This window comes from Streptomyces sp. AM 4-1-1 (assembly GCF_029167625.1).
In the GTDB taxonomy this organism is placed as follows: domain Bacteria; phylum Actinomycetota; class Actinomycetes; order Streptomycetales; family Streptomycetaceae; genus Streptomyces.
The window spans coordinates 3,268,924-3,294,531 of record NZ_CP119145.1 but is presented as its reverse complement, the minus strand read 5'-3'; the positions used below and the strand labels follow the sequence as shown (position 1 = coordinate 3,294,531).

At 70.2% G+C, this 25,608-nt stretch carries 19 protein-coding genes and 3 tRNA genes; 11 read left to right on the top strand and 11 right to left on the bottom strand.

Translation table 11 applies throughout. From position 1 onward, the window contains the following. Positions 1-15: 15 nt before the first annotated feature. From PZB75_RS14055 to PZB75_RS14035, 5 genes are all read right to left on the bottom strand, one after another. Positions 16-843 carry an ABC transporter permease gene (locus PZB75_RS14055; RefSeq protein ID WP_275538703.1) on the bottom strand — a complete coding sequence of 276 codons (828 nt, stop codon included), beginning with the start codon at positions 841-843 and terminating at the stop codon, positions 16-18. Between the two features lie 74 nt (positions 844-917). Then, on the bottom strand, positions 918-1,949 hold the full coding sequence (locus PZB75_RS14050) for an ABC transporter ATP-binding protein (protein ID WP_275535634.1): 1,032 nt from the start codon (positions 1,947-1,949) through the stop codon (positions 918-920). 220 nt (positions 1,950-2,169) lie between these two features. Further along, a tRNA-Gly gene (locus tag PZB75_RS14045) sits at positions 2,170-2,242 on the bottom strand. Between the two features lie 82 nt (positions 2,243-2,324). Then, positions 2,325-2,396: transfer RNA gene (locus PZB75_RS14040), tRNA-Gly, on the bottom strand. A gap of 562 nt (positions 2,397-2,958) precedes the next feature. Then, entirely contained in the window at positions 2,959-3,294 is a 336-nt protein-coding gene (locus tag PZB75_RS14035) for an Lsr2 family protein (RefSeq protein ID WP_275535633.1), read from the bottom strand. A gap of 370 nt (positions 3,295-3,664) precedes the next feature. On the opposite strand from PZB75_RS14035, the gene purS reads away from it, so the two are divergent. The 4 genes from purS to PZB75_RS14015 all read left to right on the top strand — a co-directional run bounded on the left by purS (position 3,665) and on the right by PZB75_RS14015 (position 8,091). Next, on the top strand, positions 3,665-3,916 hold the full coding sequence (gene purS / locus PZB75_RS14030) for a phosphoribosylformylglycinamidine synthase subunit PurS (protein ID WP_275535632.1): 252 nt from the start codon (positions 3,665-3,667) through the stop codon (positions 3,914-3,916). Then, on the top strand, positions 3,913-4,593 hold the full coding sequence (gene purQ / locus PZB75_RS14025; protein ID WP_275535631.1) for a phosphoribosylformylglycinamidine synthase subunit PurQ: 681 nt from the start codon (positions 3,913-3,915) through the stop codon (positions 4,591-4,593). The genes purS and purQ overlap by 4 nt, the downstream gene beginning before the upstream one ends. Further along, positions 4,590-6,839 carry a phosphoribosylformylglycinamidine synthase subunit PurL gene (gene purL, locus PZB75_RS14020; protein ID WP_275535630.1) on the top strand — a complete coding sequence of 750 codons (2,250 nt, stop codon included), beginning with the start codon at positions 4,590-4,592 and terminating at the stop codon, positions 6,837-6,839. Before purQ ends, purL begins: the two co-directional genes overlap by 4 nt. A gap of 442 nt (positions 6,840-7,281) precedes the next feature. Further along, entirely contained in the window at positions 7,282-8,091 is an 810-nt protein-coding gene (locus tag PZB75_RS14015) for a maleylpyruvate isomerase family mycothiol-dependent enzyme (protein WP_275535629.1), read from the top strand. A gap of 132 nt (positions 8,092-8,223) precedes the next feature. Here the strand turns inward: PZB75_RS14015 and PZB75_RS14010 are convergent, their stop codons facing one another. After that, on the bottom strand, positions 8,224-9,705 hold the full coding sequence (locus PZB75_RS14010; RefSeq protein ID WP_275535628.1) for a sulfatase-like hydrolase/transferase: 1,482 nt from the start codon (positions 9,703-9,705) through the stop codon (positions 8,224-8,226). Positions 9,706-10,895: 1,190 nt separating this feature from the next. On the opposite strand from PZB75_RS14010, the gene purF reads away from it, so the two are divergent. Beyond that, on the top strand, positions 10,896-12,422 hold the full coding sequence (gene purF / locus PZB75_RS14005; protein WP_275535627.1) for an amidophosphoribosyltransferase: 1,527 nt from the start codon (positions 10,896-10,898) through the stop codon (positions 12,420-12,422). Between the two features lie 59 nt (positions 12,423-12,481). Then, the gene (purM, locus tag PZB75_RS14000; RefSeq protein WP_275535626.1) at positions 12,482-13,549 is read left to right on the top strand and encodes a phosphoribosylformylglycinamidine cyclo-ligase; all 1,068 of its coding nucleotides are present in this window, start codon (positions 12,482-12,484) and stop codon (positions 13,547-13,549) included. A 323-nt stretch (positions 13,550-13,872) separates the two neighbouring features. On the opposite strand, the gene PZB75_RS13995 is transcribed toward purM, so the two are convergent. Both PZB75_RS13995 and PZB75_RS13990 read right to left on the bottom strand, forming a co-directional pair. After that, positions 13,873-14,130: a DUF3073 domain-containing protein gene (locus tag PZB75_RS13995; protein ID WP_275535625.1), complete on the bottom strand. Its 258-nt coding sequence runs from the start codon at positions 14,128-14,130 to the stop codon at positions 13,873-13,875. A gap of 294 nt (positions 14,131-14,424) precedes the next feature. After that, positions 14,425-15,507 (bottom strand): Glu/Leu/Phe/Val dehydrogenase dimerization domain-containing protein, encoded by a 1,083-nt coding sequence (locus PZB75_RS13990; RefSeq protein WP_275535624.1) that lies wholly within the window; start codon positions 15,505-15,507, stop codon positions 14,425-14,427. Positions 15,508-15,682: 175 nt separating this feature from the next. Here PZB75_RS13990 and PZB75_RS13985 point away from each other — a divergent pair, with 175 nt between their 5' ends. Together PZB75_RS13985 and bldC are read left to right on the top strand one after the other, a co-directional pair. Further along, on the top strand, positions 15,683-16,528 hold the full coding sequence (locus PZB75_RS13985; RefSeq protein WP_275535623.1) for a hypothetical protein: 846 nt from the start codon (positions 15,683-15,685) through the stop codon (positions 16,526-16,528). Positions 16,529-17,287: 759 nt separating this feature from the next. Beyond that, the gene (gene bldC / locus PZB75_RS13980) at positions 17,288-17,494 is read left to right on the top strand and encodes a developmental transcriptional regulator BldC (protein WP_003949541.1); all 207 of its coding nucleotides are present in this window, start codon (positions 17,288-17,290) and stop codon (positions 17,492-17,494) included. Positions 17,495-17,972: 478 nt separating this feature from the next. On the opposite strand, the gene PZB75_RS13975 is transcribed toward bldC, so the two are convergent. The 3 genes from PZB75_RS13975 to hrpA all read right to left on the bottom strand — a co-directional run bounded on the left by PZB75_RS13975 (position 17,973) and on the right by hrpA (position 22,731). Next, a complete protein-coding gene (locus PZB75_RS13975) occupies positions 17,973-18,365 on the bottom strand; it encodes a DUF6274 family protein (protein WP_275535620.1) in 393 nt (130 codons plus the stop codon). A gap of 264 nt (positions 18,366-18,629) precedes the next feature. Further along, positions 18,630-18,704: transfer RNA gene (locus PZB75_RS13970), tRNA-Asp, on the bottom strand. 106 nt (positions 18,705-18,810) lie between these two features. Continuing rightward, on the bottom strand, positions 18,811-22,731 hold the full coding sequence (gene hrpA / locus PZB75_RS13965; RefSeq protein WP_275535619.1) for an ATP-dependent RNA helicase HrpA: 3,921 nt from the start codon (positions 22,729-22,731) through the stop codon (positions 18,811-18,813). Between the two features lie 449 nt (positions 22,732-23,180). Between hrpA and PZB75_RS13960 the strand changes: the two genes are divergently transcribed. The 3 genes from PZB75_RS13960 to PZB75_RS13950 all read left to right on the top strand — a co-directional run bounded on the left by PZB75_RS13960 (position 23,181) and on the right by PZB75_RS13950 (position 25,513). After that, positions 23,181-23,576, top strand: coding sequence for a hypothetical protein (locus PZB75_RS13960; protein WP_275535618.1), 396 nt, complete (start codon positions 23,181-23,183; stop codon positions 23,574-23,576). A gap of 135 nt (positions 23,577-23,711) precedes the next feature. Continuing rightward, the gene (locus tag PZB75_RS13955) at positions 23,712-24,590 is read left to right on the top strand and encodes a thioredoxin domain-containing protein (protein ID WP_275535617.1); all 879 of its coding nucleotides are present in this window, start codon (positions 23,712-23,714) and stop codon (positions 24,588-24,590) included. Then, complete coding sequence (locus PZB75_RS13950) at positions 24,587-25,513, top strand: cytochrome c biogenesis CcdA family protein (RefSeq protein ID WP_275535616.1); 927 nt, start codon at positions 24,587-24,589, stop codon at positions 25,511-25,513. Before PZB75_RS13955 ends, PZB75_RS13950 begins: the two co-directional genes overlap by 4 nt. The last annotated feature ends 95 nt before the right edge of the window (positions 25,514-25,608 follow it).

Here is a 25,608-nt window from a genome sequence, read left to right as displayed (position 1 = left end):
GATCGTGGCGCCGGTTCAGCGCCGCGGTTCCCAACGGAACCACCGTCGCACAGCGAGCACCGCGAACACCGTCCAGACCAGCGCGGTTCCGGCGGCCCCGAGCAGGTCGTGTCCGTCCGTACCGCCCATCCAGCCGGCCCGTACGAGCGTCATCACGCCGGTCATGGGCAGCAGTTCGCAGAACGACGCCAGCCGGTCCGGCAGCACCTCCATCGGTACGAACAGCCCCGATCCCAGCATCGAGATGATGAACAGCGGCAGCGTCGTGAGCGACGCGGTCTGCACGGTACGGGTGAGCGCGGACGTGGCCGCCGCCAGCGCGGCCATCATTACCAGACCCAACAGCAGCCCCACCAGGAGCAGTTCGGGCCGCTCGGGGGCACCGAGGCCGAACAGGGCCCCGCCGACCGCGACCATCAGCACGCACTGCACCAGCGCCAGCAGCACCGAGGGCAGTGAGGTCCCGACCAGGATCTCCAGATCGGGGACCTCGCCGGTACGCAGCCGCTTCAGCACCAGGTCCTCGCGCCGAGCCACGAACGCGGCGACCAGATTCATGTGGACGACCTGGATCAGGACCATGCCGACCCCGCCGCTGAGCGCGACCCCCGCGACGGTCAGACCGGTGCCGTCGAGGTCGATCCCGTCGAGCGAGGACTTCATCGCCACGACCATCAGCAGGGGCACCACCAGGGCGACGAAGACCGCCGTCCTGTTCCGGGCGAGCAGCACGAGTTCGGCCCGCCCGAGGGCCGTCAGCCGCCCGAGAGCGGTCGTGGAGCCAGCGGTACCGGAAGCGGGTCTGCGGGAGTCGGGGGTACCGGCGGTGGCGGGCTGTGGCATTCGGGGCTCCAGGATCGTGGTGTGCGTCATGCGGCTCGCCATGGGGCTCTTCGCGGAACTCTTCATGGGGTCCGTCATGCGGCCGACCGACTCTCCGCGTCCGTATCCACATCCGTATCCGTGTGCGGTCGTACGGGAGTCTCCCCGCCGGCGTCCGCCGCCCTGGCGATGTCGAGGAAGGCCTCTTCGAGGGAGGCCGAGCGGGCGTCGAGGCCGAGCAGTTCGATGCCCGACTGCCCTGCCCAGAGCAGCAGTTCACCGAGCGAGTCCTGCAACCGCGCGGTACGGATCTCGATCCGCTGCCCCTCGGCCGCCGCCCGCAGCGACAGCGGGAGCCGCGCCGCCGGTACGCCGTCGGGCAGCGTGAACCGAATGCGCGCCGGACGCGCCGCCGTCACCTCGGCCGTGGTGCCCGCCGCCACGATCCGGCCCTGGTGCATGATCGCCAGCCGGTCGGCGAGCGCCTCGGCCTCCTCCAGGTAGTGCGTGGTGAGGAGGACGGTCAGGCCCTCGTCGCGCAGTGCCCGCACCAGCGTCCAGGTGTCGCGACGGCCCTCGGCGTCCAGCCCGGTCGTCGGTTCGTCCAGGAACAGCACCTCCGGCCGTCCCAGCAGCGCCAACGCCAGGTCGAGGCGGCGCCGTTCGCCCCCGGACAACTGCTTGACCCGTACCTTCGCCCGGGTCCCGAGACTCACCATGTCCATCGCCTCGCCGATCGGCCTGGCCCCGCTCGTGCAGCCCGCCCACATCCGCAGCGTCTCGGTGACCGTCAGGTCGGAGGGGAAGCCGCCCTCCTGGAGCATCACCCCGGTCCGGGGCCGGACGGCGGCGCGCTCCCTGTACGGGTCGTGGCCGAGTACCCGGACCGCGCCGCTGTCCGGCCCGGCCAGCCCCTCCAGCAGCTCGACGGTGGAGGTCTTGCCCGCGCCGTTGGTGCCGAGCAGGGCGAAGAGTTCGCCGCGCGCCACGGAGAAGGAGACCCCGGAGACGGCCTCGAAGCCGCCCGTGTAGGTGCGCCGCGCCTCCTCCGCCTCGATCACGGCATCGTCGCTCGGACGGCTTCCCGGGCCGTGCGCACGGTCGTTGAGAAGTTCTTCGCTGGTCATGTCCCAAGGCTCGCGCCGGGACACGGCCTTGAGCAGTGCGCGCTGTCACCGGTGCCCATGACAAACGTCATGGACGGCAGGGAGGAGACGCGGGAGGGAGAGGCGCCACCCGACGGCGGAGAAGCCACGGAAGCCAACGGCAGAGGAGCCAGGAGCGAGGACCGGCATGACAAAGTCCCCGGCCGATATCGGCCGGGGACTTCGATCAAGAACTCAACAGAGCGAACGACGAGGTTCGAACTCGCGACCTCAACCTTGGCAAGGTTGCGCTCTACCAACTGAGCTACGTTCGCATTGCTCCCGCTCGGCTCTCACCGGGCGGTGCGGACATCACTCTACCTGATCCACCGGAGTGGTGATGGAGGAGTGATGTAGAGCGGGTGACAGGAATTGCACACTGCGCCTTCCCCCTGGAAGGGGGATGTTCTACTACTGAACTACACCCGCACGCTGCTCGGGGTTCCGGCCTTTCGGCCTTGCCCCTCGGCGTGTTCCAGACTCTAGCCGATCTCCAGGGGTGTCGCGCAAGTCGAGGTCCCGAGGGATGTTCGAGCGCGCCCCGATGTCCGATCCCCTGATGGTCGTACGGACGCCCGAGGGGGCCTTCGAACACCCCCTCGGGCGACAGCACCGACAGCACCGACAGCACCGGTGGCACCGACGAGGCTGCTGGCACTGCTGGGACGGCTGGTGCTGCTGCACATATGGCACCGCAGGCACCGCAGGCACCGCAGGCACCGCAGGCACCGCAGACACCGACGGGACTGTTGACTGTTGGCGCGGACGGCACCAACAGTCCCGGCGGCCTCGCCGGGACCACTGGCCCCGCCAGCCCACCGTGCCCGCGGATCGCGGTGCGTCCGCGCTCCGGTCAGCCGCTGAACCGCTGAACCGCCCGGCCGACTCGGCCGCCGCACCACTCAGCCGCCCGGCCGGTTCGGCCGCGCCCGCCCCGCCTCAATCGCGCGACCGCTCAACCGCTCCGTCAACTCGTCCCGGCTCGAACCGCTCAACCCGCCGCCTGGAAGGCCTCGTAGACCTTCTTCGGGATTCGGCCCCTGGCCGGCACCTCCATCCGGTGCGAACGGGCCCAGGCGCGAACTGCCGCCGGGTCGGGGGCGATTGAAGTGTGCCGGTACGACGTCAGGCTCCTGCCGCTGCGGCCGGCGGCCGACTGTCTGCGGCCCGCCGCCACGTAGGGAGCCAGGGCCTTGCGCAGCTTCTTGGCATTGGTCGGGCTGAGGTCGATCTCGTACGACTTCCCGTCCAGGGCGAAGGCGACCGTTTCCGCTGCTGCTCCCCCGTCGATGTCGTCGGAGAGTATGACCACCACGCGCTGAGCCACGGATATCGGTCCTTCCTGCGGCATCATCGCTTCTGGTATGCGCTGACACCGGCCTTCCGGCTGTTTGGCGGATACTGGTCGACCGATGTCGACTGTTATGGACTGATGTTGCTTTCTCGGTAATCATTTGTACAGCGGTGAGTACCGCATTGTGAAGCCCAGCCAATTGTATCCGCGTGTCTCCCGCAATCCGGTAGCGGATTTTTTTCCAGGACTTTTCCTGTGTGTTGTCGCCCTCGATATCTCGACGTGATCTGTGACGTATGATATCTACCCGCGTAGAATTTTGGGACGGGTACGCTGGGGGGACCCGCGGGGGTCCAGGGGAACCCCCCGGAGACACAGCCGCACCACACCACCGGGAGTGCCAGTGGCACGCGTCGTAGTCGACGTCATGCTCAAGCCGGAGATCCTCGACCCGCAGGGACAGGCGGTGCAGCGCGCACTGCCCCGTCTCGGCTTCGAGGGAATCGCGGACGTACGTCAGGGGAAGCGTTTCGAGCTGGAGGTGGAGGGGCCCGTCGACGACGCCGCGCTCGCCCGCGTCAATGAGCTGGCCGAGACGTTCCTCGCCAACACCGTCATCGAGAACTTCACCGTGAAGGTGGAGGAGGAGAAGTGACCGCTCGTATCGGAGTCGTCACTTTTCCCGGCACGCTCGACGATCAGGACGCCCTGCGTGCCGTGGGCGTCGCGGGCGCCGAGCCCGTTTCGCTGTGGCACCGGGACAAGGATCTTCACCAGGTCGACGCGGTCGTCCTGGCGGGTGGTTTCTCGTACGGCGACTATTTGCGGGCCGGGGCCATCTCGCGCTTCTCGCCGGTGATGGAGACCGTCATCGAGCAGGCGAAGGCCGGTCTGCCGGTCCTCGGCATCTGCAACGGATTCCAGATTCTCACCGAGGCGCATCTGCTGCCCGGCGCGATGCTGCGCAACAATCACCTGCACTTCATCTGCCGTGATCAGAAACTCCGGGTGGAGAGCGCGGACACGGCCTGGACCTCGGACTACTCCGCGGGCCAGGAGATCTCCGTACCGCTCAAGAACATGGACGGCCGTTACACCGCCGACGAGCGCACGCTCGACGAGCTGGAGGCCGAGGGGCGGGTCGCCTTCCGGTACCTCGACGTGAACCCCAACGGCTCGCTGCGCGACATCGCCGGCATCACCAACGCCGCGGGCAACGTCGTCGGTCTGATGCCGCACCCCGAGCACGCCGTCGAACCGCTGATCGGCACGGGTCGCACCGACGGTCTCGGGTTCTTCACGTCGATCCTCAAGAAGCTGGTCAACTCATGAGCCTCGATACGGTCAAGCACGCCGCCGAGACCCCGGACACCGCGCAGCCCTGGAAGGAACTCGGCCTCAAGGAGGACGAGTACGACCGCGTCCGCGAGATCCTGGGCCGCCGCCCGACCGGTGCCGAGCTCGCCATGTACTCCGTGATGTGGTCCGAGCACTGCTCGTACAAGAGCAGCAAGGTCCACCTCAAGCAGTTCGGCGAGAAGGTCCCCGCCAACGACGCGATGCTCGTCGGCATCGGTGAGAACGCCGGTGTGGTCGACGTCGGCCAGGGGTACGCGGTCACCTTCAAGGTCGAGTCGCACAACCACCCCTCGTACATCGAGCCCTACCAGGGCGCGGCGACCGGCATCGGCGGCATCGTCCGCGACATCCTCGCCATGGGCGCCCGCCCGGTCGCCGTCGTCGACCCGCTGCGGTTCGGCGCGGCCGACCACCCCGACACCAAGCGGGTGCTGCCCGGTGTCGTCGCGGGCATCGGCGGTTACGGCAACTGCCTGGGCCTGCCGAACATCGGCGGCGAGGTCGTCTTCGACGCCTGCTACCAGGGCAACCCGCTCGTCAACGCCGGCTGCATCGGCGTGATGAAGCACGAGGACATCCACCTCGCGAAGGCGTCGGGCCCCGGCAACAAGGTCATCCTCTACGGCGCCCGCACCGGCGGCGACGGTATCGGCGGCGTCTCCGTGCTCGCCTCCGAGACCTTCGAGTCGACCGGCCCGGCGAAGCGCCCGGCCGTCCAGGTCGGCGACCCCTTCCAGGAGAAGCTCCTCATCGAGTGCACCCTGGAGATCTTCAAGGAGAAGCTGGTCGCGGGCATCCAGGACCTCGGCGGCGCCGGGCTCTCCTGCGCCACCTCCGAGCTGGCCTCCGCCGGCTCCGGCGGGATGCGCGTCGAGCTGGACACCGTGCCGCTGCGCGACTCCTCCCTCTCGCCCGAGGAAATCCTCATGAGCGAGTCCCAGGAGCGCATGTGCGCCATCGTCGAGCCGGACAAGGTCGCCCGCTTCCTGGAGATCTGCGAGAAGTGGGACGTCATCGCCACCGTCATCGGTGAGGTGACCGAGGGCACCCAGCTGGAGATCTTCTGGCACGGCGAGCAGATCGTGGACGTGCCGCCGCGGTCCGTCGCCCACGAGGGCCCGACGTACCACCGCCCGTACGCCCGCCCCGACTGGCAGGACGCGCTCCAGGCCGACGACGCGAACAGGCTGGCCCGCCCGACGGACGCGGCCGAGCTGCGCGCGCAGGTCCTCCAGCTGGTCGCCTCCCCGAACCAGGCGTCCAAGGCGTGGATCACCGACCAGTACGACCGCTTCGTGCAGGGCAACACCGTGCTGGCGATGCCCGAGGACGCGGGCATGGTCCGGATCGACGCGGAGACCAACCTCGGCGTGGCCATGGCGACGGACGGCAACGGCCGGTACGCGAAGCTCGACCCGTACGCGGGCGCACAGCTCGCGCTCGCCGAGTCGTACCGCAACGTCGCCGCCTCCGGCGCCAAGCCGCTCGCGATCTCCGACTGCCTGAACTTCGGCTCCCCCGAGGACCCGGACGTCATGTGGCAGTTCGCGGAGGCCACCCGTGGTCTCGCGGACGGCTGCCTGGAGCTGGGCACCCCGGTCACCGGCGGCAACGTCTCGCTGTACAACCAGACCGGTGACACCGCGATCCACCCGACGCCGGTCGTCGCCGTCCTCGGCGTGATCGACGACGTCACCCGGCGCACGCCGGTCGCCTTCCGGGAAGAGGGCCAGCTCCTCTACCTGCTGGGCGACACGCGTGAGGAGTTCGGCGGCTCGGCCTGGTCCGAGGTCGTCCACCAGCACCTCGGCGGGCTGCCGCCCAAGGTCGACCTGGGCCGCGAGAAGCTGCTCGGCGAGATCCTGATCTCCGCCTCCCGCGACGGCATGATCGACGCGGCGCACGACCTGTCCGACGGTGGCCTGATCCAGGCGGTCACCGAGTCCTGCCTGCGCGGCGGGAAGGGCGCCCGGCTGGTCGTGCCGGACGGCCTGGACGCGTTCACGTTCCTCTTCTCCGAGTCGGCGGGACGCGCGGTCGTCTCGGTGCCGCGCAGCGAGGAGCTCCGCTTCAACGACATGTGCGGGGCGCGCGGCCTGCCCGTGACCCGGATCGGCGTCGTGGACGGCGAGGAGATCGAGGTGCAGGGCGAGTTCAGCATCCCGCTGAGCGAGCTGCGCACGGCGCACGAGGCGACCATCCCCGGTCTGCTCGCCTGAGTTCTCGTACGACGTAGGTCATGCCGCTGCCCCCGACCGGGACGACCGGACGGGGGCAGCGGCGTTTCCGGGCGGGGCGTACGCGTTGTCGTGTTCCGGTGCGGGGACTGGGGCGGCTGCGCTCCGGTGCCTGATCCGGTCGGTGGTGCTCTGGTACGGGGGCCGGGTCCGCTGTGCTCTGGTTCCGGACCTGGTCGGTCGTTCTCCGGTACGGGGGCCGGGTTGGCCGTGCTCCGGTGCCTGGTTCGGTCGGTGGTGCTCTGGTACGGGGGCCGGGTCGGCCGTGTTCCGGTTCCGGACCTGGTCGGCGGTGCTCCGGTGCGGGGACCCGGTCGGCCTGCTTCGGTGCCGGGGACCGGCCGGCCTGCCCGGTCGGCGCCCTGGCCGGGGCGGGGACCCGTCGCCGAACCCGTTGTCGTACCCCCCGATTAGCCTGATCCGCATGCCTCCCGCCAAGAAGCGCCCGCGTGCTTACGACCCCGCGAAGACCCGTGCCGCCGTCCTGGCCCAGTTCGAGAACGTCCGCGCGGCGGTGGCCGCGCTGCCGCCCGAGCGGCTGGCCGGGCCCACCCGCCTCGGGGAGTGGAGCGTGCGTGAGCTGGCGGTGCACCTGACCATGGTCCTCGACCACGTCAGCCGGAATCTGGAGCTGCCCGCCCCCGCCCTGCCGAAGCCGGACGTGGCGCTGCTGGAGTGGCCGTTCGCGACGGCAGGGAAGGCCGGGCCGATCGCCGCCGACACCGTGGCGCTCGCCGCCGAACTGCCCGAATCGCCCGGATTGGACGGATGGTTCGCGGAGGTCGCCGAGCGGTTCCGGGCGCGTGTGTCCGAGGCCCCGGACGACCGGCTGCTGTCGACCCGGGTGGGGGCGATGCGGCTGGGCGACTTCCTGGTGACGCGCGCGGTCGAGCTCGTCGTGCACACGGACGACCTGAACGACGCGACCGGGCTCGACATCCCGTACGACCGCCAGGCGCTCGCCATCTGCACGCGGCTGCTGGCCGACGCCCTCGCGGAGAAGGCGCCCGGCGGGTCCGTCGAGGTACGGGTGCCGCCGTTCGCCGTGGTCCAGTGCGTGGCGGGCCCGAAGCACACCCGGGGCACACCGCCCAACGTCGTCGAAACCGATCCGCTGACCTGGCTGCGGCTCGCCACCGGGCGCACGGAGTGGGCGCGGGAGCTGGCGGCGGCGAAGGTCGGTGCGAGCGGGGAGCGCGCGGATCTCGCACAGCTGCTGCCGCTCCTCCGCTGAGCCCCGGCAGGGCGATGCCCGGGAGCGCGGTGCGGTTGCCCGGCCCCGCCGCCCGCCGCCGACCCGGGAGCCGGGCGGCGGGATCGTCGGAGCCGGGCGGAGAACACCGGGAAGCCGGGCGGACGGCGCGGGTCAGGCGTCGCGGGCCGGGTACGGCAGCAGCTCGGCGTCCGTCCGCTCCCAGGAGGTCCGCAGCTCGGCGAGCAGCCGGGGCTCGGCGGCCGCCCGGTCCGCCTGTTCCCGCAGATCGTGCGAGAGCCGGAACAACTGGTCGGCGCCGCTCCTGCCCCGGTAGTACTTCCACTCGCCCCGCCGCAGCGCCCGCTCCCCGCGCACCCGCCAGAACAGGTCGCGCTGGGCGGGCCGTTCGCCGCGCAGCAGATACCCGGCGAGGCTGACACCGTCCAGCGGATAGCCGGGGTGCGGGCGTGCGCCACCCAGCTCCAGGAGCGTCGCCGTCCAGTCGGGGGAGAACACCGGCACCTCGCTGACCTGGTGCGGGTCGATCCTGGCGGGCCAGCGCAGCACGGCCGGGACCCGGATGCCGCCCTCCAGGAGCGAGCTCTTGTTGCCGGACAGCGGCCATTGGTACGAGAAGCGTTCGCCGCCGTTGTCGCTGGCGAAGAACACCAGGGTGTCGTCCGCCTGCCCGGACCGCTCCAGCGCCTTCAGCACCTCGCCGACCGAACGGTCCAGGTCCTCGACCATCTGCTTGTACTTCTCCACCGAGCCGCCGTCCTGGTGGAACAGGCCCTGCAACCCGCCGGCCTTGATCCTGCGGACGATCTCGGCGCTCTCGGCGGTGTCGCCCTCGGCGATCCACGGCCAGTGCGGGGTGGTGAAGTTGAGGTTGAGCAGCCACGGTTTGTCGTGGTCGCGACGGACGTACTCGCGGGCCCGCTCGGTCAGGACGCGGGTGTAGTAGCGCAGGTCGTGGTATTCGGCGTCGCCCTCGTACAGGTCGTACTCACCGCCGAGGCCGAGCTTGGAGTAGTACTCCAGCGCGCCGCCGAAGTTGCCGAAGAACTCGTCCCAGCCCGACTTGGTGGGGCTGTAGTCCGGCAGGTAGCCGCAGTGCCACTTGCCGATCAGCGCGGTGGCGTACCCGGCGTCCCGCAGCAGCGAGGCGAGGGTCGGATGGGTCGGTTCGAGGCCCACGGAGCGATCGGCGATGGGCTCGGCGAGACCACCCTTGGTGCGGCCCGGATAGCGGCCGGTGTAGAGGCTGAACCGGGTGGGGGAGCAGGTCGCGGACCCGGCGTACGCGTCCGTGAACCGCACGCCCTGCCGTCCGAGCCGGTCCAGGTTCGGGGTGTGGATGTGGGGTGAGCCGTACGAGGAGAGATCGCCCCAGCCCAGGTCGTCGCCGAGGATGAAGAGGATGTTGGGCCGGCGGGAGTGCTTCCCGCGTGCGGCACGGAAGGGCCGCTCACGGGGCACGTCGGCGACGGAGCCGCCGGTGGCCGCCGAGGCGGTCGTGGCCGGGAGTCCCACGGCGGCGGTGGCGGCGGTGGCGCCGACTGCGGTGCCGAAGGCGCGTCTGGTCCACGCTGAATTCGTACTTTTGTTCGAATTACGGTCGTCGTGGGGGTCGCGGACGTCATGCGTCGTCATGGCTGCTCCAGGCAGGGCCGCGGCGTGGCGGCGGAGGACGGGGTACGGCGTTACGGGGAGAGGGGGCGTGAGGCGTCGGCAGGGAGGCGCGGGACGCGGGCGCGGAGATCCTGGCAACCGTGAACCGTGAACCGCGTAGATCGGGGATCGTTCCGGGGCCGAGGGGAAGGGGTCCCCGTCAGCCGGCGATCGGAGGGCCGCCCACCAGGAAGCTGCCCATCAGGAGGCCGGCCACCAGGGACCGAAGTGCGAGATCAGGGACCGACCGGGATCGCGGCGGCCCACGGCCTCAGGAACGCGGGGCGCGGGACGTGGCCGAACGGAGCCTCGGTACGACCCTCGGAGCCTCGGATATGACCCTCGGAGCCCCGGATATGACCCTCGGCCCGATTCTGAATTCCGGTTTCGCTCCCGATCCGGTTCCGATTCCACTCCGGTCCCGTGGAGTTCCGGGGGCGGCGCGCCTCGGAACGGCTACCGGGCGCGGCGACAGATGGCGCTCGCCACACGTCCCAGATCGACGTGGCGGCGCTCCACCAGTGTGACCGTGTGATCACCGAGGGGCTGCATGGGCCAGGAGCCTGCCAAGTGGCCATGCGCCTGTCAATGGCGTCCCGCAGTCCGGACGGCCCCGCCCGGGATCGCTCGCGACCGATCCCGGTCAGACACCACCGCTCCCGGTCAGATACCACCGCTCCCGGCCAGACACGACCGATCCCGGAGGTCCGATCGTCTCCGGCCAACTCCGACCGTCTCCGGCCAACTCCGGCCGTCTCCGGCCGATCGACTGATCGACCCCGCCCAGGTCCGATCACCCCGACCGATCCCGACGCACGCAACGGTCCATACCGCCCCATCGCAAACCTGTCGGGTGCGGCCCGCGATGCCACCGCATGTGAGGCTCGACACCAAACACGTGTTCGATCGAAAGCCCTTCAGGCCCTTCCTGGGGCACCTCGAACGACCCCCGGCCACCCTCGTCGGCTCGTACGGCCGAAGGGCCCGACCCGCCCGCAATCCGGGCGACGAGGGCCCTGTGGCCCCCTCCGGACCCGCTCCCAGCGCGGAAGCGATCACTCCGGGTGACCACCCGGAGTCACCCCGGGAGCGTCTTCCGATGCGTTCGCACAGTGGCCCCATGGCGTATCCCGAATTCGGACCAGTGGTCGATCTCGCCTACACTCGGTGGCGTGCCTCGTGGTGATGGACGACTCAACCACGACCTGCTCCCCGGAGAGAAAGGCCCCCAGGACGCTTGTGGCGTCTTCGGTGTCTGGGCTCCGGGCGAAGAGGTCGCCAAGCTCACCTATTTCGGACTGTATGCCCTGCAGCACCGTGGACAGGAGTCCGCGGGCATCGCAGTGAGCAACGGGTCGCAGATCCTGGTCTTCAAGGACATGGGACTGGTCTCGCAGGTCTTCGACGAAACGTCTCTGGGATCGCTCCAGGGCCATATCGCGGTCGGTCATGCCCGCTACTCCACCACCGGTGCCTCGGTGTGGGAGAACGCGCAGCCGACGTTCCGTGCCACCGCGCACGGCTCGATCGCCCTGGGCCACAACGGCAACCTGGTCAATACGGCCCAGCTCGCCGAGATGGTCGCCGACCTTCCGCGCAAGGACGGCCGCGCCACCCAGGTCGCCGCGACGAACGACACCGATCTGGTGACCGCGCTGCTCGCCGGCCAGACCGATGACGACGACAAGCCGCTGACCGTCGAGGAGGCCGCCACCAAGGTGCTTCCCGAGGTCCGGGGCGCCTTCTCGCTGGTCTTCATGGACGAGCACACCCTCTACGCCGCCCGCGACCCGCAGGGCATCCGCCCGCTGGTGCTCGGCCGGCTGGAGCGTGGCTGGGTGGTGGCGTCCGAGACCGCCGCCCTCGACATCTGCGGCGCCAGCTTCGTCCGCGAGATCGAGCCGGGCGAACTCATCGCCATCGACGAGAACGGCCTGCGCACCTCACGCTTCGCGGAAGCGAAGCCCAAGGGCTGTGTCTTCGAGTACGTCTACCTGGCCCGGCCCGACACCGACATCGCCGGACGGAACGTCTATCTGTCCCGGGTGGAGATGGGCCGGAAGCTCGCCGCCGAGGCCCCGGTCGAGGCGGACCTGGTCATAGCCACACCGGAATCCGGCACCCCCGCCGCCGTCGGATACGCGGAGGCCAGCGGAATCCCGTTCGGCGTCGGCCTGGTCAAGAACGCCTACGTCGGCCGGACCTTCATCCAGCCGTCCCAGACCATCCGCCAGCTGGGCATCCGCCTCAAGCTGAACCCGCTCAAGGAGGTCATCAAGGGCAAGCGCCTGGTGGTCGTCGACGACTCGATCGTCCGCGGCAACACCCAGCGCGCGCTCGTCCGGATGCTCCGCGAGGCCGGCGCGGCCGAGATCCACATCCGGATCTCGTCCCCCCCGGTGAAGTGGCCCTGCTTCTTCGGCATCGACTTCGCGACCCGCGCCGAGCTGATCGCCAACGGCATGTCGGTCGACGAGATCGCCACGTCCATGGGCGCCGACTCGCTCTCGTACATCTCCCTCGACGCGATGGTCGAGGCGACGACGATCGCCAAGCCGAACCTCTGCCGCGCCTGCTTCGACGGTGAGTACCCGATGGAACTCCCGGACCCCGAACTGCTCGGCAAGCAGCTGCTGGAGACCGAGCTGGCGGCGGGCCCCGCCGCGACCGCCGCGGCCGACGCACTGCGTCGTCCGTGACCGGGCCCCGCCGGCCCCTCCCCACCAGCCCCGTTCTTCCACACGAAAGATCCCAGGCCATGTCTGAGACAACAGGTGCTTCGTACGCGGCAGCGGGCGTCGACATCGAAGCCGGCGACCGCGCGGTCGAGCTGATGAAGGAGTGGGTGAAGAAGACCCGCCGCCCCGAGGTGCTGGGCGGTCTCGGCGGCTTCGCCGGCCTCTTCGACGCCTCGGCCCTCAAGCGCTACGAGCGCCCGCTGCTCGCCTCCGCCACCGACGGAGTCGGTACGAAGGTCGACCTCGCGCGCAAGATGGGCGTGTACGACACCATCGGCCACGACCTCGTCGGCATGGTCGTCGACGACCTGGTCGTCTGCGGTGCCGAACCCCTCTTCATGACCGACTACATCTGCGTCGGCAAGGTGCACCCCGAGCGTGTCGCGGCCATCGTGAAGGGCATCGCCGAGGGCTGTGTCCTCGCGGGCTGCGCCTTGGTCGGCGGCGAGACCGCCGAGCACCCCGGGCTGCTCGGCCCCGACGACTTCGACGTCGCGGGCGCCGGTACGGGCGTGGTCGAGGCTGATCAGCTGCTGGGACCGGACCGCATCCGTGAGGGGGACGCGGTCATCGCGATGGCCTCGTCCGGTCTTCACTCGAACGGGTACTCGCTGGTCCGCCATGTCGTCTTCGACCGGGCCGGCTGGTCGCTGGACCGGGACGTCGAGGAGTTCGGCCGCACCCTCGGCGAGGAACTGCTGGAACCCACCCGGATCTACTCGCTGGACTGCCTGGCGCTCACCCGCACGACCGAGGTGCACGGTTTCAGCCATGTCACCGGCGGCGGCCTGGCCAACAACCTGGCCCGGGTCATCCCGGACGGGCTGCACGCCACCGTGGACCGTTCGACCTGGACGCCCGGCGCGGTCTTCGACGTCGTCGGCACGGCGGGCCGGGTCGAGCGGCTGGAGCTGGAGAAGACGCTGAACATGGGCGTCGGCATGATCGCGATCGTCCCCGCCGACTCGGTGGACGCCGCCCTGACGACGCTCGCCGACCGCGGTGTCGACTCCTGGGTCGCGGGCGAGATCACGGAACGCGGCAGCCACACCACGGGCGCCGAACTGACCGGTGACTACGCACGGTAGGACGCGGTCGCCCCGGGGCGCGCGGAGGGCGGGCGAGGGCCCGTGCGGGCGCCGGGGCCGTACCGGGCCACAGCGGACACACAGGGGTCGCACAGCACATCGGCACGACCGGCCGGCGCCACGACGGCCGGGCACCCGCAGGGCCGACAGGCCCGCCCGACGGCCGGTTCATGACTGCTCCGCCGACCGGATCGCCGTCCGTTCCGCTTCCCGCCTCACTCCCTGCTCCGCCGTACGGCCCGGAGCCCTCCGGGGACCGGGCCCGGGACAGCACAGAACCCGGTCCGGGCAGGCCCGGACCGGGTTGATGTGTCAGCGCGAGGTCAAGCGCCGCGGCGCTGTGATGAAGGACCGGACTTGTCGTCCTCGTCCTCGTCCTCATCGGTGTTGTAAAGATCCGCGTACTGTGCGTACGGGTCATCTTCCTCGTCGTCGTCCTCGAACGGTTTCGCGTTCACTGGTCGACTCGGAGATGATGCGCCCAGCTCATTGGCCAGACGCGACAGGTCAGTCCCGCCGCTGCTGTACTTCAGCTGGCGGGCAACCTTTGCCTGTTTGGCCTTTGCCCGGCCGCGCCCCATGGCTCGACCCCCTCGGTGACGGGGCTCGACGGCCCCAGAGTCTTGACACGCGTTCATTTCTCCGGACGGAATCTCAGCTGCGAGACCCCGTCCGTAGAGCTTCAACGGTACCTGCTTCCACGACCATACGGTACGTCGCCCGCATCACGCGCCCGGGTCCGGAACCGGTGAGGAGCACTGTCCTCCCTGGTCAACTGCGATTTTAACCTCTTCCGATCGGCCGACCCGCCGACCGAGGTGAGTCTTGTCTCCCCGGCCGGGCGGGCCGACGGCGGCAGCGCGCCCCCGAGGGCGTCAGCGGCCGCGGGCCTCGGAGATCCGCTGTTCGGCGATGCGATCGGCCGCGGCGGCCGGCGGAATACCGTCTTCCTTCGCACGTGCGAATATGGCCAGCGTGGTGTCGAAGATCTTCGACGCCTTCGCCTTGCAGCGGTCGAAGTCGAAACCGTGCAGTTCGTCGGCGACCTGGATCACGCCGCCCGCGTTCACCACGTAATCGGGGGCGTACAGGATCGAGCGGTCCGAGAGGTCCTTCTCGACGCCCGGGTGGGCCAGCTGGTTGTTGGCCGCGCCGCACACCACGGACGCGGTGAGCACCGGGACGGTGTCGTCGTCGAGCGCGCCGCCGAGCGCGCACGGGGCGTATACGTCCAGGCCCTCGGTGCGGATCAGCGCCGCGGTGTCCGCCGCCACCGCGACCCCGGGGTGCCGGGAGATGATCCGCCGCACCGATTCCTCGCGCACGTCCGTGATGACGACCTCGGCGCCGTCCGACAGCAGATGCTCGACCAGGTAGTGGCCGACCTTGCCGACGCCCGCGACACCTACTTTTCGGCCACGCAGCGTCGGGTCGCCCCAGCGGTGCTGGGCCGAGGCGCGCATGCCCTGGAAGACGCCGTAGGCGGTGAGCACGGAGGAGTCGCCCGCGCCGCCGTTCTCGGGGGAGCGGCCGGTGGTCCAGCGGCACTCGCGGGCCACGACGTCCATGTCGGCGACGTAGGTGCCGACATCGCACGCGGTGACGTACCGTCCGCCGAGCGAGGCCACGCACCGTCCGTACGCCAGGAGCAGTTCCTCGGTCTTGATCTGCTCGGGGTCGCCGATGATCACGGCCTTGCCGCCGCCGTGGTCGAGCCCCGCCATGGCGTTCTTGTAGGACATACCGCGTGACAGGTTCAGCGCGTCCGTGACGGCCGCCTCCTCGGAGGCGTACGGATAGAAGCGGGTGCCGCCGAGGGCGGGGCCCAGGGCGGTGGAATGAAGGGCGATGACGGCCTTGAGGCCGCTGGCGCGGTCCTGACAGAGCACGACTTGTTCGTGGCCCCCCTGCTCCGAGTGGAACAGGGTGTGCAGGACGCCGTCGGTCAGATCGGTCACTGTGGTGACTCCCAAGTACGAGGCGGCGGAAGACCCTCCTGGAGGTGGGGAGGGCCCCGGGCCGACCGGCACGGTCGGCCCGACTGGGCAAGAGCGTAATCCCGGAGGGCGCGGATTCGGCCCAGTGCCGGAGATCACCCCCTCCAGGGGGTACGGGCGTGAAACGATTTGCGGCATGTCGGTGGTGTCTTCGGTGCTCGTCCCTTACACGTCCTACCTCCGGGTGTACGAACCGCTCGCCGCGTTCCCGGAGGCCGAACGGGCCCATTGGGAGCGCTACGCGGGGCGTGCCGAGATTCCCACGGCCCAGGACGAACTCCGCCGTTCCCTGGCCGACTTGGTGCCCACCCCGCCGGTCGGCGTACCGGTGCACGAGAGCGCGGACGCCTTCGTCGCCGAAGTGGACGGGGTGGTGTGCGTCTGCCCGTGGCGCACCAGGCTGCGGGGCTGGCTGGCACTGGCCGAGCTGGCCGAGATATTCCCGCCGCCGGTGCTGGACGCGGTGCTGCCTCCGGTGGTGCGGGGGCAGGCCGCCGCGGACCACGAACGTTGGCTGGAACACAACCCTGACGCCCGGCCGTGGATCAGGAGCGCGGTCTGGCAGGTGCCGGTGCGCTGGTTCGTGCTCTTCTCGGACGACGAGCGGGAGTACGCGGCGGCGGGCGTCGACGGCGGGCCGCCCGTGCTGCGGTACCGGACGCCGATGGTGCAGGCGCGGCGCCGGCTGGCGCGGGCGCTGAAGACGCTGCGGGAGACGGTCGACGAGGGGCCGCTCACCGAAGGGCTCGTCGATGTGGGCCGGTGGCTGGAGGAGTTCCATCCGCGCGCCCTGGTCGAGCTGGACTACGGCGGTCTGGTGCACGCGCTGCCGGGCAGCCGGCTCGCCGAGGACCGCTCGGCGGCGGACGTCGCCGAGGGCATCGCGGCCCTGCGGGACGGCGACAGCGACGGCGCGGGGGTGGCGTACGGGCGGCTCGCGGAAAGATGGCGGGCGGTACGGGACCGGCAGTTCGCCAACTGATGAACCGACGATTCGGCCGCCGAAACAGCCACCGGGAGCTGAACGGCGTCAACCGGCCCAAGCGGGCCCGTAGCGTTCCCAACGCTCTCATCCGGGTCCAGGACCGCTGAACGTCCGCAAGCGGCCCCAACGGCCGTGAAGGGGCCTGAATGGGCCGAATGGCCCAGGGCAGGGCCGAACGGGGAGGAACGGCCCCCACATCGATCGAACGCACCTGACGGACATCGAACATACTTATGAGAGCTGACGGGGCGTGAACCGATGTCCCGTGAGGCCCGTGTGATCAGGGGGGCGGAAGCCTACTCCTGTAGGTTCGGGACCTACGTCCCGAACCGGGCCTTTGGCTCAAGCGTGATGGATAGCACTAACGGGGCTCTTGCGCCCTTCCCTACTCCTCGTGCCAAAATAGGACAAGGAGTCCGGGGAGGGCTCCATCCGTCCAACTATGGGCGGATTGCTCTGCATTGCACGCTATGGGGGGTCTGGTGGCCCCTGATCGCTCTGTGACTGATCGTCACGGTGATGTGACTGTCCGCTATGGCATGGTCCATCGGCTTCCGTCGCTGATGAACAACTGGGAGGGCAATTCCATCGGTTTGGCCGACGTGGCTGGACGGATGGTGTAGTTGTAGTGCCGAGGACAAGCCGTTCGTCCTATAACCGACTCGGCCCGCGTCCGCCATTTCGGGCAACGCGGGTCAAGGTGCAGAATTTAGAGGAAAGAACCGAGATGGTTCGGTTCTCCCGAGGAGGCCGCTCATGACCGCTCGCACCCCTGATGCCGAGCCGCTGCTGACCCCGGCTGAGGTTGCCACGATGTTCCGCGTGGACCCGAAGACGGTCACCCGCTGGGCCAAAGCAGGCAAGCTCACGTCCATCCGCACGCTCGGTGGGCATCGCCGGTACCGCGAGGCAGAGGTCCGCGCACTGCTTGCGGGTATTCCGCAGCAGCGCAGCGAGGCCTGACACACCCCTGTCGCCGCATCACAACCGGGCGTTCCCGGGTCCCCCAACCCAGGTCTCGCCCACCCATAGCTCCACACGACGGACGCCTGCCCCAACAGGCGCCCTACCCATGCAATACGGGTATGTCGTCGAATCGCGCTGGACTCCGCCGGGTCCAGCGCGATTTTTTTTGTGCCCGCGCCATGTGCCCGTACCCCGGGGAATGTCCCCTACGCCCAGGTTTCCGTAACCGCCCGCCCGGTTTGGTTCTGGCCCCTTCCAGCGTGCCGCCGTGCGTCGCGGACGGCTCTGTGCGCCGGCCGGGCCGACGCCGAGCGGTCGGTCCGAGGGCTCCCGTGGGGGCGGGGGGACGGGTCGGGACGGGTGTGGACGGGTCCGGTCGGAACGGTCAGGGGAGGCTCCCGGGGAGTGGTGCAATTGCACATATTAAATTCGTCAGTTGTAGGAAGGGTGTAAGGTCGGTCGTTCTCAAAACTCGTCAAGTGACTCGCGTCACACCATCAAGGCGCTTCTCTGTCGGTCCTGCCGGCCCTGTCGCCCCCGCGTGCCCCCTCGGCCCTGCCGGCTCCCCGGAGGAACGGGAGCGCTCGGCGGAGTCCGACCGGCCGATGGGCGCGGAGTCGCCGGAGACGTCCCCTGGGGGCCGCCCTGTGCGTTCTGCGGGCGCCTCGGGCGGCCTGGGGGGCGTAGGAGGCGCGGGAGGCGGTGTACGGATGATCAACGGCCGTACGGGCCCCACAGGCTCCATGGCGAGCCGCATGAGGCGGTGGCAGATCGGGCAGTGCCGGGTGAGGTGCCGATAGCCCGAAGCCGCCGCCAGATGCGCCCGCAGCAGTGCGCGGGTCTCGTGCCTCGCCGTGGACGCCGTCAAGCGCGCCACCTCCCGATGGGCCCGCACTGCCCCGCGCCTCCCGCACCGCCCGCCGGTACGGTCCGCGCCGCCTTCTGTGGTGCCACGCGAGGGGCGGAGCCCGGGTGAGGGGGCCCGGCGTGCGTGGTTCCGGGAGCGGCGGGGGCGCGTCGAGAGTGCGGGGCGGCGCGGGAAAGCCTGTGCTGACTGAAGTACCCGCGGTCGCTGCCCGCGTCAAGACATGACGAAAGCCCGAATCCATTCCGGATTCGGGCTTCCTCACTGCGGTCCTGACGGGATTTGAACCCGCGGCCTCCACCTTGACAGGGTGGCGAGCACTCCAAACTGCTCCACAGGACCAGATTTTCGCGGCTGCCTCGCGGCTGGCTGCGAAACCAGACTGTACAGGAGGTCGGCGGCCCGGGTCGAACTCACTCAAGGTCGCGCTCCCGCTACGGGACACCCCTCACGGAGCCGCCGCGTCGATCGCCTTCACGATCCGCTTGTCCGAGACCGGGTGCGCCGTTCCCAGCGCGTGTGCGAAGTAGCTGACCCGCAGTTCCTCGATCATCCAGCGGATGTCCAGCACCTCCTGCGGCACCGGCCGCCCCCGCGGCATCTGTTCCAGCAGCCAGGCGTACTCGTCCTGCATCTCGTGGACCTTCTCCATGCGCGTGGTGTCCCGCTGCACCGCCGTCGGCATCTGCTGGAGCCGGCGGTCCGCCGCGACCAGATAGCGCATCAGGTCCGGCAGTCTGCTCAGCCCGGTCGCGGTGACGAAGCCGGACGGCACGAGACGGGCCAGCTGCTCCCGTACGTCCGTGAGGTTGTTGACCAGCGCCAGGCTGTTCGTGGCCTTGAGGCGCCGCTCACAGGCCTGCCAGGCGGCCAGGATCTGCTGCACCTGGCCGATGGTGCGCACGGTCAGGTCGACGAGGTCGGCGCGCACCTTCTCGTACAGCTTCCGGTACGACTCCTCGTCCCAGGCCGGGCCGCCGTGGACGGCGATCAGCCGGTCGGCCGCCGCCGTCGCGCAGTCGTCGAAGAGCGCCTGGATCGAGCCGTGCGGGTTGCGGGAGAGCGCGAGCTTCTGCTGGTTGGTGAGGGTGTCCGAGGCGAACTTCGCGGGGTTCACCGGGATGTTGAGCAGGATCAGCTTCCGGGTGCCGCGCCACATCGCCTGCCGCTGCTCGGCCTCGGTGTCGAAGAGCCGTACCGCGATGGTGTCACCCTGGTCGACCAGCGCCGGGTACGCCTTGACGGGCTGGCCGGCCCGTCTGGTCTCGAAGACGCGGTTCAGGGTGCCGATCGTCCAGTCCGTGAGGCCGGACCGCTCGATGGACTCCCCGGAGGGCCCGGCGGTCGCGGCGGCGGCCTGGGACAGGGCCTGGCGGGCCTTCGGACGCAGTTGGACCTTCAGCTCCTCCAGGTCCTTGCTCTCGGCGATCCTGCGGCGCCGCTCGTCGGTGATCCGGAAGGTGATCTTGAGGTGGTCGGGGACCCGGGAGAGGTCGAAGTCGTCGGCCGTGACGGGGACCCCGACCATCCGCTGGAGTTCACGGGCGAGGGTGACCGGCAGCGGCTCCTGGAGGGGGACGGCCCGGTCCAGGAACTTCGACGCGTAGTTCGGTGCGGGCACGTAATGCCGCCGGACCGGTTTCGGGAGGGACCGGATCAGCTCCGTGACGACCTCCTCGCGCAGTCCGGGGATCTGCCAGTCGAAGCCCTCGGAAGTGACCTGGTTGAGGACCTGGAGCGGGATGTGGACGGTCACACCGTCGGCGTCCGCGCCCGGCTCGAACTGGTAGGTCACCCGGAACTTGAGTTTTCCCTGCCGCCAGCTGTCCGGATAGTCGTCCTTGGTGACCGCCCCGGCCTTCTCGTTGATGAGCATCGAACGCTCGAAGTCCAGCGCGTCCGGCTCGTCCCGGCGCTTCTTCTTCCACCAGGAGTCGAAGTGCGCGCCGGACACGACGTCGTCGGGGATGCGTTCGTCGTAGAAGTCGAAGAGCGTCTCGTCGTCCACCAGGATGTCGCGGCGCCGGGCGCGGTGCTCCAGCTCCTCGACCTCGCCGAGGAGTTTGCGATTGTCATGGAAGAACTGGTGATGGGTGCGCCAGTCGCCCTCGACGAGGGCGTTGCGGATGAACAGATCACGCGACGCCTCCTGGTCGATCCGGCCGAAATTGACCTTGCGCTGGGCGACGATCGGTACGCCGTACAGCGTGACCCGCTCGTACGCCATCACCGCCGCCTGGTCCTTCTCCCAGTGCGGTTCGCTGTAGGTGCGCTTCAGCAGGTGCTGGGCCACCGGTTCGATCCACTCGGGCTCGACCTTCGCGTTGACCCGCGCCCAGAGCCGGGACGTCTCGACCAGCTCGGCCGACATCACGAACCTCGGCTGCTTCTTGAAGAGTGCCGAGCCGGGGAAGATCGCGAACTTGGCGTTGCGCGCGCCCACGTACTCGTTCTTCTCGGTGTCCTTCAGCCCGATGTGCGAGAGGAGACCGGCGAGCAGCGAGACGTGCACCGACTGCTCGGGCGCGTCCTCCTCGTTGAGCGAGATGCCCATCTGCCGGGCGACCGTGCGCAGCTGCGCGTAGATGTCCTGCCATTCGCGGATGCGCAGGAAGTTCAGGTACTCCTGTTTGCACATGCGGCGGAAGCTGGACGAGCCGCGTTCCTTCTGCTGCTCGCGGAGATAACGCCACAGGTTCAGGAACGCCAGGAAGTCGGACGTCTCGTCCTTGAACCGGGCGTGCTGCTGGTCGGCCTGCGTCTGCTTCTCGGCGGGCCGCTCGCGCGGGTCCTGGATGGACAGGGCCGCGGCGATGACCATGACCTCGCGTACGCAGCCGTTGCGCTCGGCTTCGACGACCATGCGGGCCAGCCGGGGGTCGACGGGCAGCTGGGAGAGCTGCCGGCCCAGCGGGGTGAGCCGTTTACCGGTTTCCTTCTCGCCCGGGTCCAGCGCGCCCAGCTCCTGGAGGAGCTGCACCCCGTCGCGGATGTTGCGGTGGTCCGGCGGGTCGATGAAGGGGAACTTCTCGATGTCGCCGAGGCCGGCCGCGGTCATCTGGAGGATGACGGACGCCAGGTTGGTACGAAGGATCTCCGGATCGGTGAACTCGGGCCGGGTCAGGAAGTCGTCCTCGGAGTACAGCCGGACGCAGATGCCGTCCGACGTACGCCCGCAGCGGCCCTTGCGCTGGTTGGCACTGGCCTGCGAGATCCGCTCGATCGGCAGCCGCTGGACCTTGGTGCGGTGGCTGTAGCGGGAGATCCGGGCGGTGCCGGGGTCGATGACGTACTTGATGCCGGGGACGGTCAGCGAGGTCTCGGCGACGTTCGTCGCGAGGACGACACGGCGGCCGGTGTGGCGCTGGAACACACGGTGCTGTTCGGCGTGCGAGAGGCGCGCGTACAGCGGAAGCACCTCGGTGAGTCTGAGGTTCCTCTTGTTCAGGGCGTCCGCGGTGTCGCGGATCTCCCGTTCACCGGAGAGGAAGACCAGGATGTCCCCCTGGCCCTCCGCCTGGAGCTCGTCGACGGCCTCGCAGATCGCGGTGATCTGGTCGCGGTCGGCGTCCTCGGACTCGTCCTCCAGCAGCGGCCGGTAGCGGACCTCGACCGGATACGTACGCCCGCTGACCTCGACGATCGGCGCCTCGCCGAAGTGCCGGGCGAACCGCTCGGGATCGATGGTCGCGGAGGTGATGACGACCTTGAGGTCGGGGCGCTTGGGCAGCAGCCTGGCCAGATAGCCGAGCAGGAAGTCGATGTTCAGCGACCGCTCGTGGGCCTCGTCGATGATGATCGTGTCGTACGCCAGCAGCTCGCGGTCCGTCTGGATCTCGGCGAGCAGGATGCCGTCCGTCATCAGCTTCACGAACGTCGCTTCCGGGTTCACCTGGTCGGTGAAGCGCACCTTCCAGCCGACGGCCTCGCCCAGCGGCGTGTCCAGCTCGTCGGCGACGCGCTCCGCGACCGTGCGCGCCGCGATCCTGCGGGGCTGGGTGTGCCCGATCATCCCCCGGACACCACGGCCCAGCTCCATACAGATCTTGGGGATCTGAGTGGTCTTGCCGGAACCGGTCTCACCGGCGACGATCACGACCTGGTGGTCACGTATCGCCTCCAGGATCTCGTCCTTCTTCTGGCTGACCGGAAGCTGTTCGGGGTACGACAGGGCGGGCATCCGCGCGGCGCGCGCGGCAAGCCGCTCGGCGGCCTTCCCGGCCTCGGCGGCGATCTCGTCCAGCACGGACTGCCGGGCCTCGGGCTTGCGGATGCGGCGGGCGCCTTCGAGACGCCGGCCGAGCCGGTGCGCGTCGCGGAGCGAGAGCGCGCCGAGCTGGGACTGGAGATCGGCAAAGGAAGTAGACATACGGACCCCAGGATCGCACCCGCGCCCGAAGAGTGGCGAACCCATTTCACGGGGATTCGCGGTGGGGCGGGCGCTGGGGCGGACGGGGCGGGGCGGATGGCGGGGCTGCCGGCGGGCGGATGGTGGCGCCGGAGGCCGGCGGACGAGGCCGGTGGATCGGGGGTGGTGCGCGGGCGGGCGGTGGGCCGGCACGTACCATTTCGGGCAACTGATCACCCGTATCCGCAGTAGTCCGGGCGCCGGGGTGCCGGGTGTCGAGAGCCTTGCGCTGGGTGCCGTGCGCCGCGTCACCGTCGTCGGACCGTAGCTCGTCGCCGTCGGACCGTGGCTCGCCGTCGCCGCCCGTCTTCGTCGCTGAACCAGAGAGGCCGGTCACCGTGTCCCTGCCGTCCCGCCCGCGCCCGCGCACGGCGCCACGCGCTCCGGGCCGTGCGCGGTGGTGCTGCCTGGTGGCGGTGCTCGTGGTGGCGGTGGGACTGCTGTGCGGGCCGGGGATCGCGAGCGCGGGATCGGCACGGCCGCCCGTGTCCGCGGCGGCGTCCGGCCCGGTGCCGGGACCGGTCGCTGTCCCCGCGGCCGGACCCGACACCGCCGTCGCTGTCGCGGACGACGGCGCCGACGACCGACGGGTGCCCGGCTGTCGCGAGGGTACGAAGCGCCAGGGCGGCGAACCCGTCGTACCCACCAGGGCGCGGGGTGCTCATGACCAGGCGCCCGGTCTCGCCGAGTGGGGACTCGCCCCGACCGCCGGACAGGCTCCGGTCGAGCCCCCCGTTCCACTGCGGCCGGCCGGACCGGAGCCCGCCGCGCCCACCCCGGTCGAACTCTCCGTGCTGAGGGTGTAGAGGGCCTGTTCGCCCCAGAGCCGTCCATTTCCCTCACCTCACCGTTCACCTCTTCCGCGGTTCTGCCCGGAACAGCCGGAACAGCCGGAACAGCCGGAACATCCCGGAACCGCTCGGAACAGCTCGGAGTTCGCCATGCCCACGTCCAAATCGCCGTCCAAATCGCCGTCCAAGTCCACGCCCAGGCCCACGTCCTCGTCATCCGCCAGGGCCAAGCCCTCGTCCGGAAAGCCGCTGCTCTTCGGCACCGGAGTCGTCCTCGCCGCCGCCCTGCTCGGTTTCGTCTCGTACCGGGCCACCGCACCCGACACCTCCGCCGGCTCGTCGGTGTCGGCGGCCGACGAATCCTCGGCATCCTCCGGGGCGGCGGCCGAGGTCCCCGGCGACGCGGCCGGCCTCCCGACGCTCGCCCGCCGCGACGGAACCGACAAGCTCGCCCAGGGCCGCGTGGACGCACCCGTCGTCCTCATCGAGTACGCCGACTTCAAGTGCGGCTACTGCGGGAAGTTCGCCCGCGACACCGAACCCGCCCTGGTCCGCACGTACGTCGAGAACGGCACCCTGCGCATCGAATGGCGCAACTTCCCGATCTTCGGCGCCGAGTCGGAGGCCGCCGCCCGTGCCGCCTGGGCCGCCGGGCAGCAGGACCGCTTCTGGCAGTTCCACCGTGCCGCGTACGCCGAGGGCGCCAAGGAGAAGGGCTTCGGCAAGGACCGGCTGAAGGCCCTCGCACAGCAGGCGGGAGTGCCGGACCTGGCGAGGTTCGTACGCGACGCCGACGGCTCGGCGGCGGCCGACGCCGTGCGCGAGGACCAGGAGCAGGGGTACGGGATCGGCGCCACCTCCACCCCGTCGTTCCTGATCAACGGCACCCCGATCGCCGGGGCCCAGCCGACGGAGACGTTCACCCGGGCCATCGAGAGGGCGGCGGAGGAGGCGGCCCGGAGCGGGAAGGCGAAGGTCCCGGGCGGGGACGCGAAGGACTCCGGCTCCCCGAAGGCCACCGCCGAGTGACCGCCGACATCGGCTACTTCGCGGCCTTCCTCGGCGGACTGCTGGCCCTGGTCAGCCCGTGCAGCGCCCTGCTGCTCCCCGCGTTCTTCGCGTACTCCGTCGACTCGACCTCACGGCTGCTGGCCCGGACCGGAATCTTCTACGCCGGCCTGGCCACCACCCTCGTCCCGCTCGGCGCCGCCGGCTCGTACGCCGGACGGATCTTCTACAGCCACCGTGACCGGCTCGTCCTGGGTGCGGGATGGCTGATCATCGCCCTCGGAGTCGCCCAGATCGTCGGACTCGGCTTCGCCTCGCGCCGCGTCGCCGCCCTCAGCGGACGGATTCGGCCGACCACCGCCGTATCCGTGTACGCCCTCGGCGCGGTCTACGGGCTGGCGGGGTTCTGCGCGGGGCCGATCCTCGGCAGTGTCCTCACGGTGGCGGCGGTCAGTGGCAGTCCGGCCTACGGCGGACTGCTGCTCGCCGTGTACGCGTTGGGGATGGCCGTACCGCTGTTCCTGCTCGCGGTGCTCTGGGAGCGCTTCGACCTGGGCCGCCGGGCCTGGCTGCGTGGCCGTACCTTCCGTGTCGGCCGGTTCGAACTGCACACCACCTCGCTGCTGTCCGGGCTCTTCTTCATCGGGCTCGGGGCGGTCTTCCTCGCGTACGACGGGACGACCGCGCTGCCCGGACTGCTGGACGTGGACGACTCGTTCGCCGTGGAGCAGTGGGCGCAACGCTTCGGTGAACGGGTGCCGGACGGGGCGCTGCTGGGGAGCGTGGTGGCGGTGGCGCTGCTGCTCCTCGCGGTACGGGCATGGCGTCGGCGCGGAGGCGACGACGCGGGTGAGGACGGGGAGGAGAGGGGGACGGACCGGCGGGCCTCCCCGGAGGAGCGGGCCTCCCCGGAGGGACGGGCATCTTCGGAGGAGAAGGGCTGAACCCCGTACGCGGTCGGGTGCACAGGCACTCGGGGCAGCCCTTACCCAGGCATTCGACCGCTCTGCCACTCGGGTACCCGGGAACGGCGAAGGCC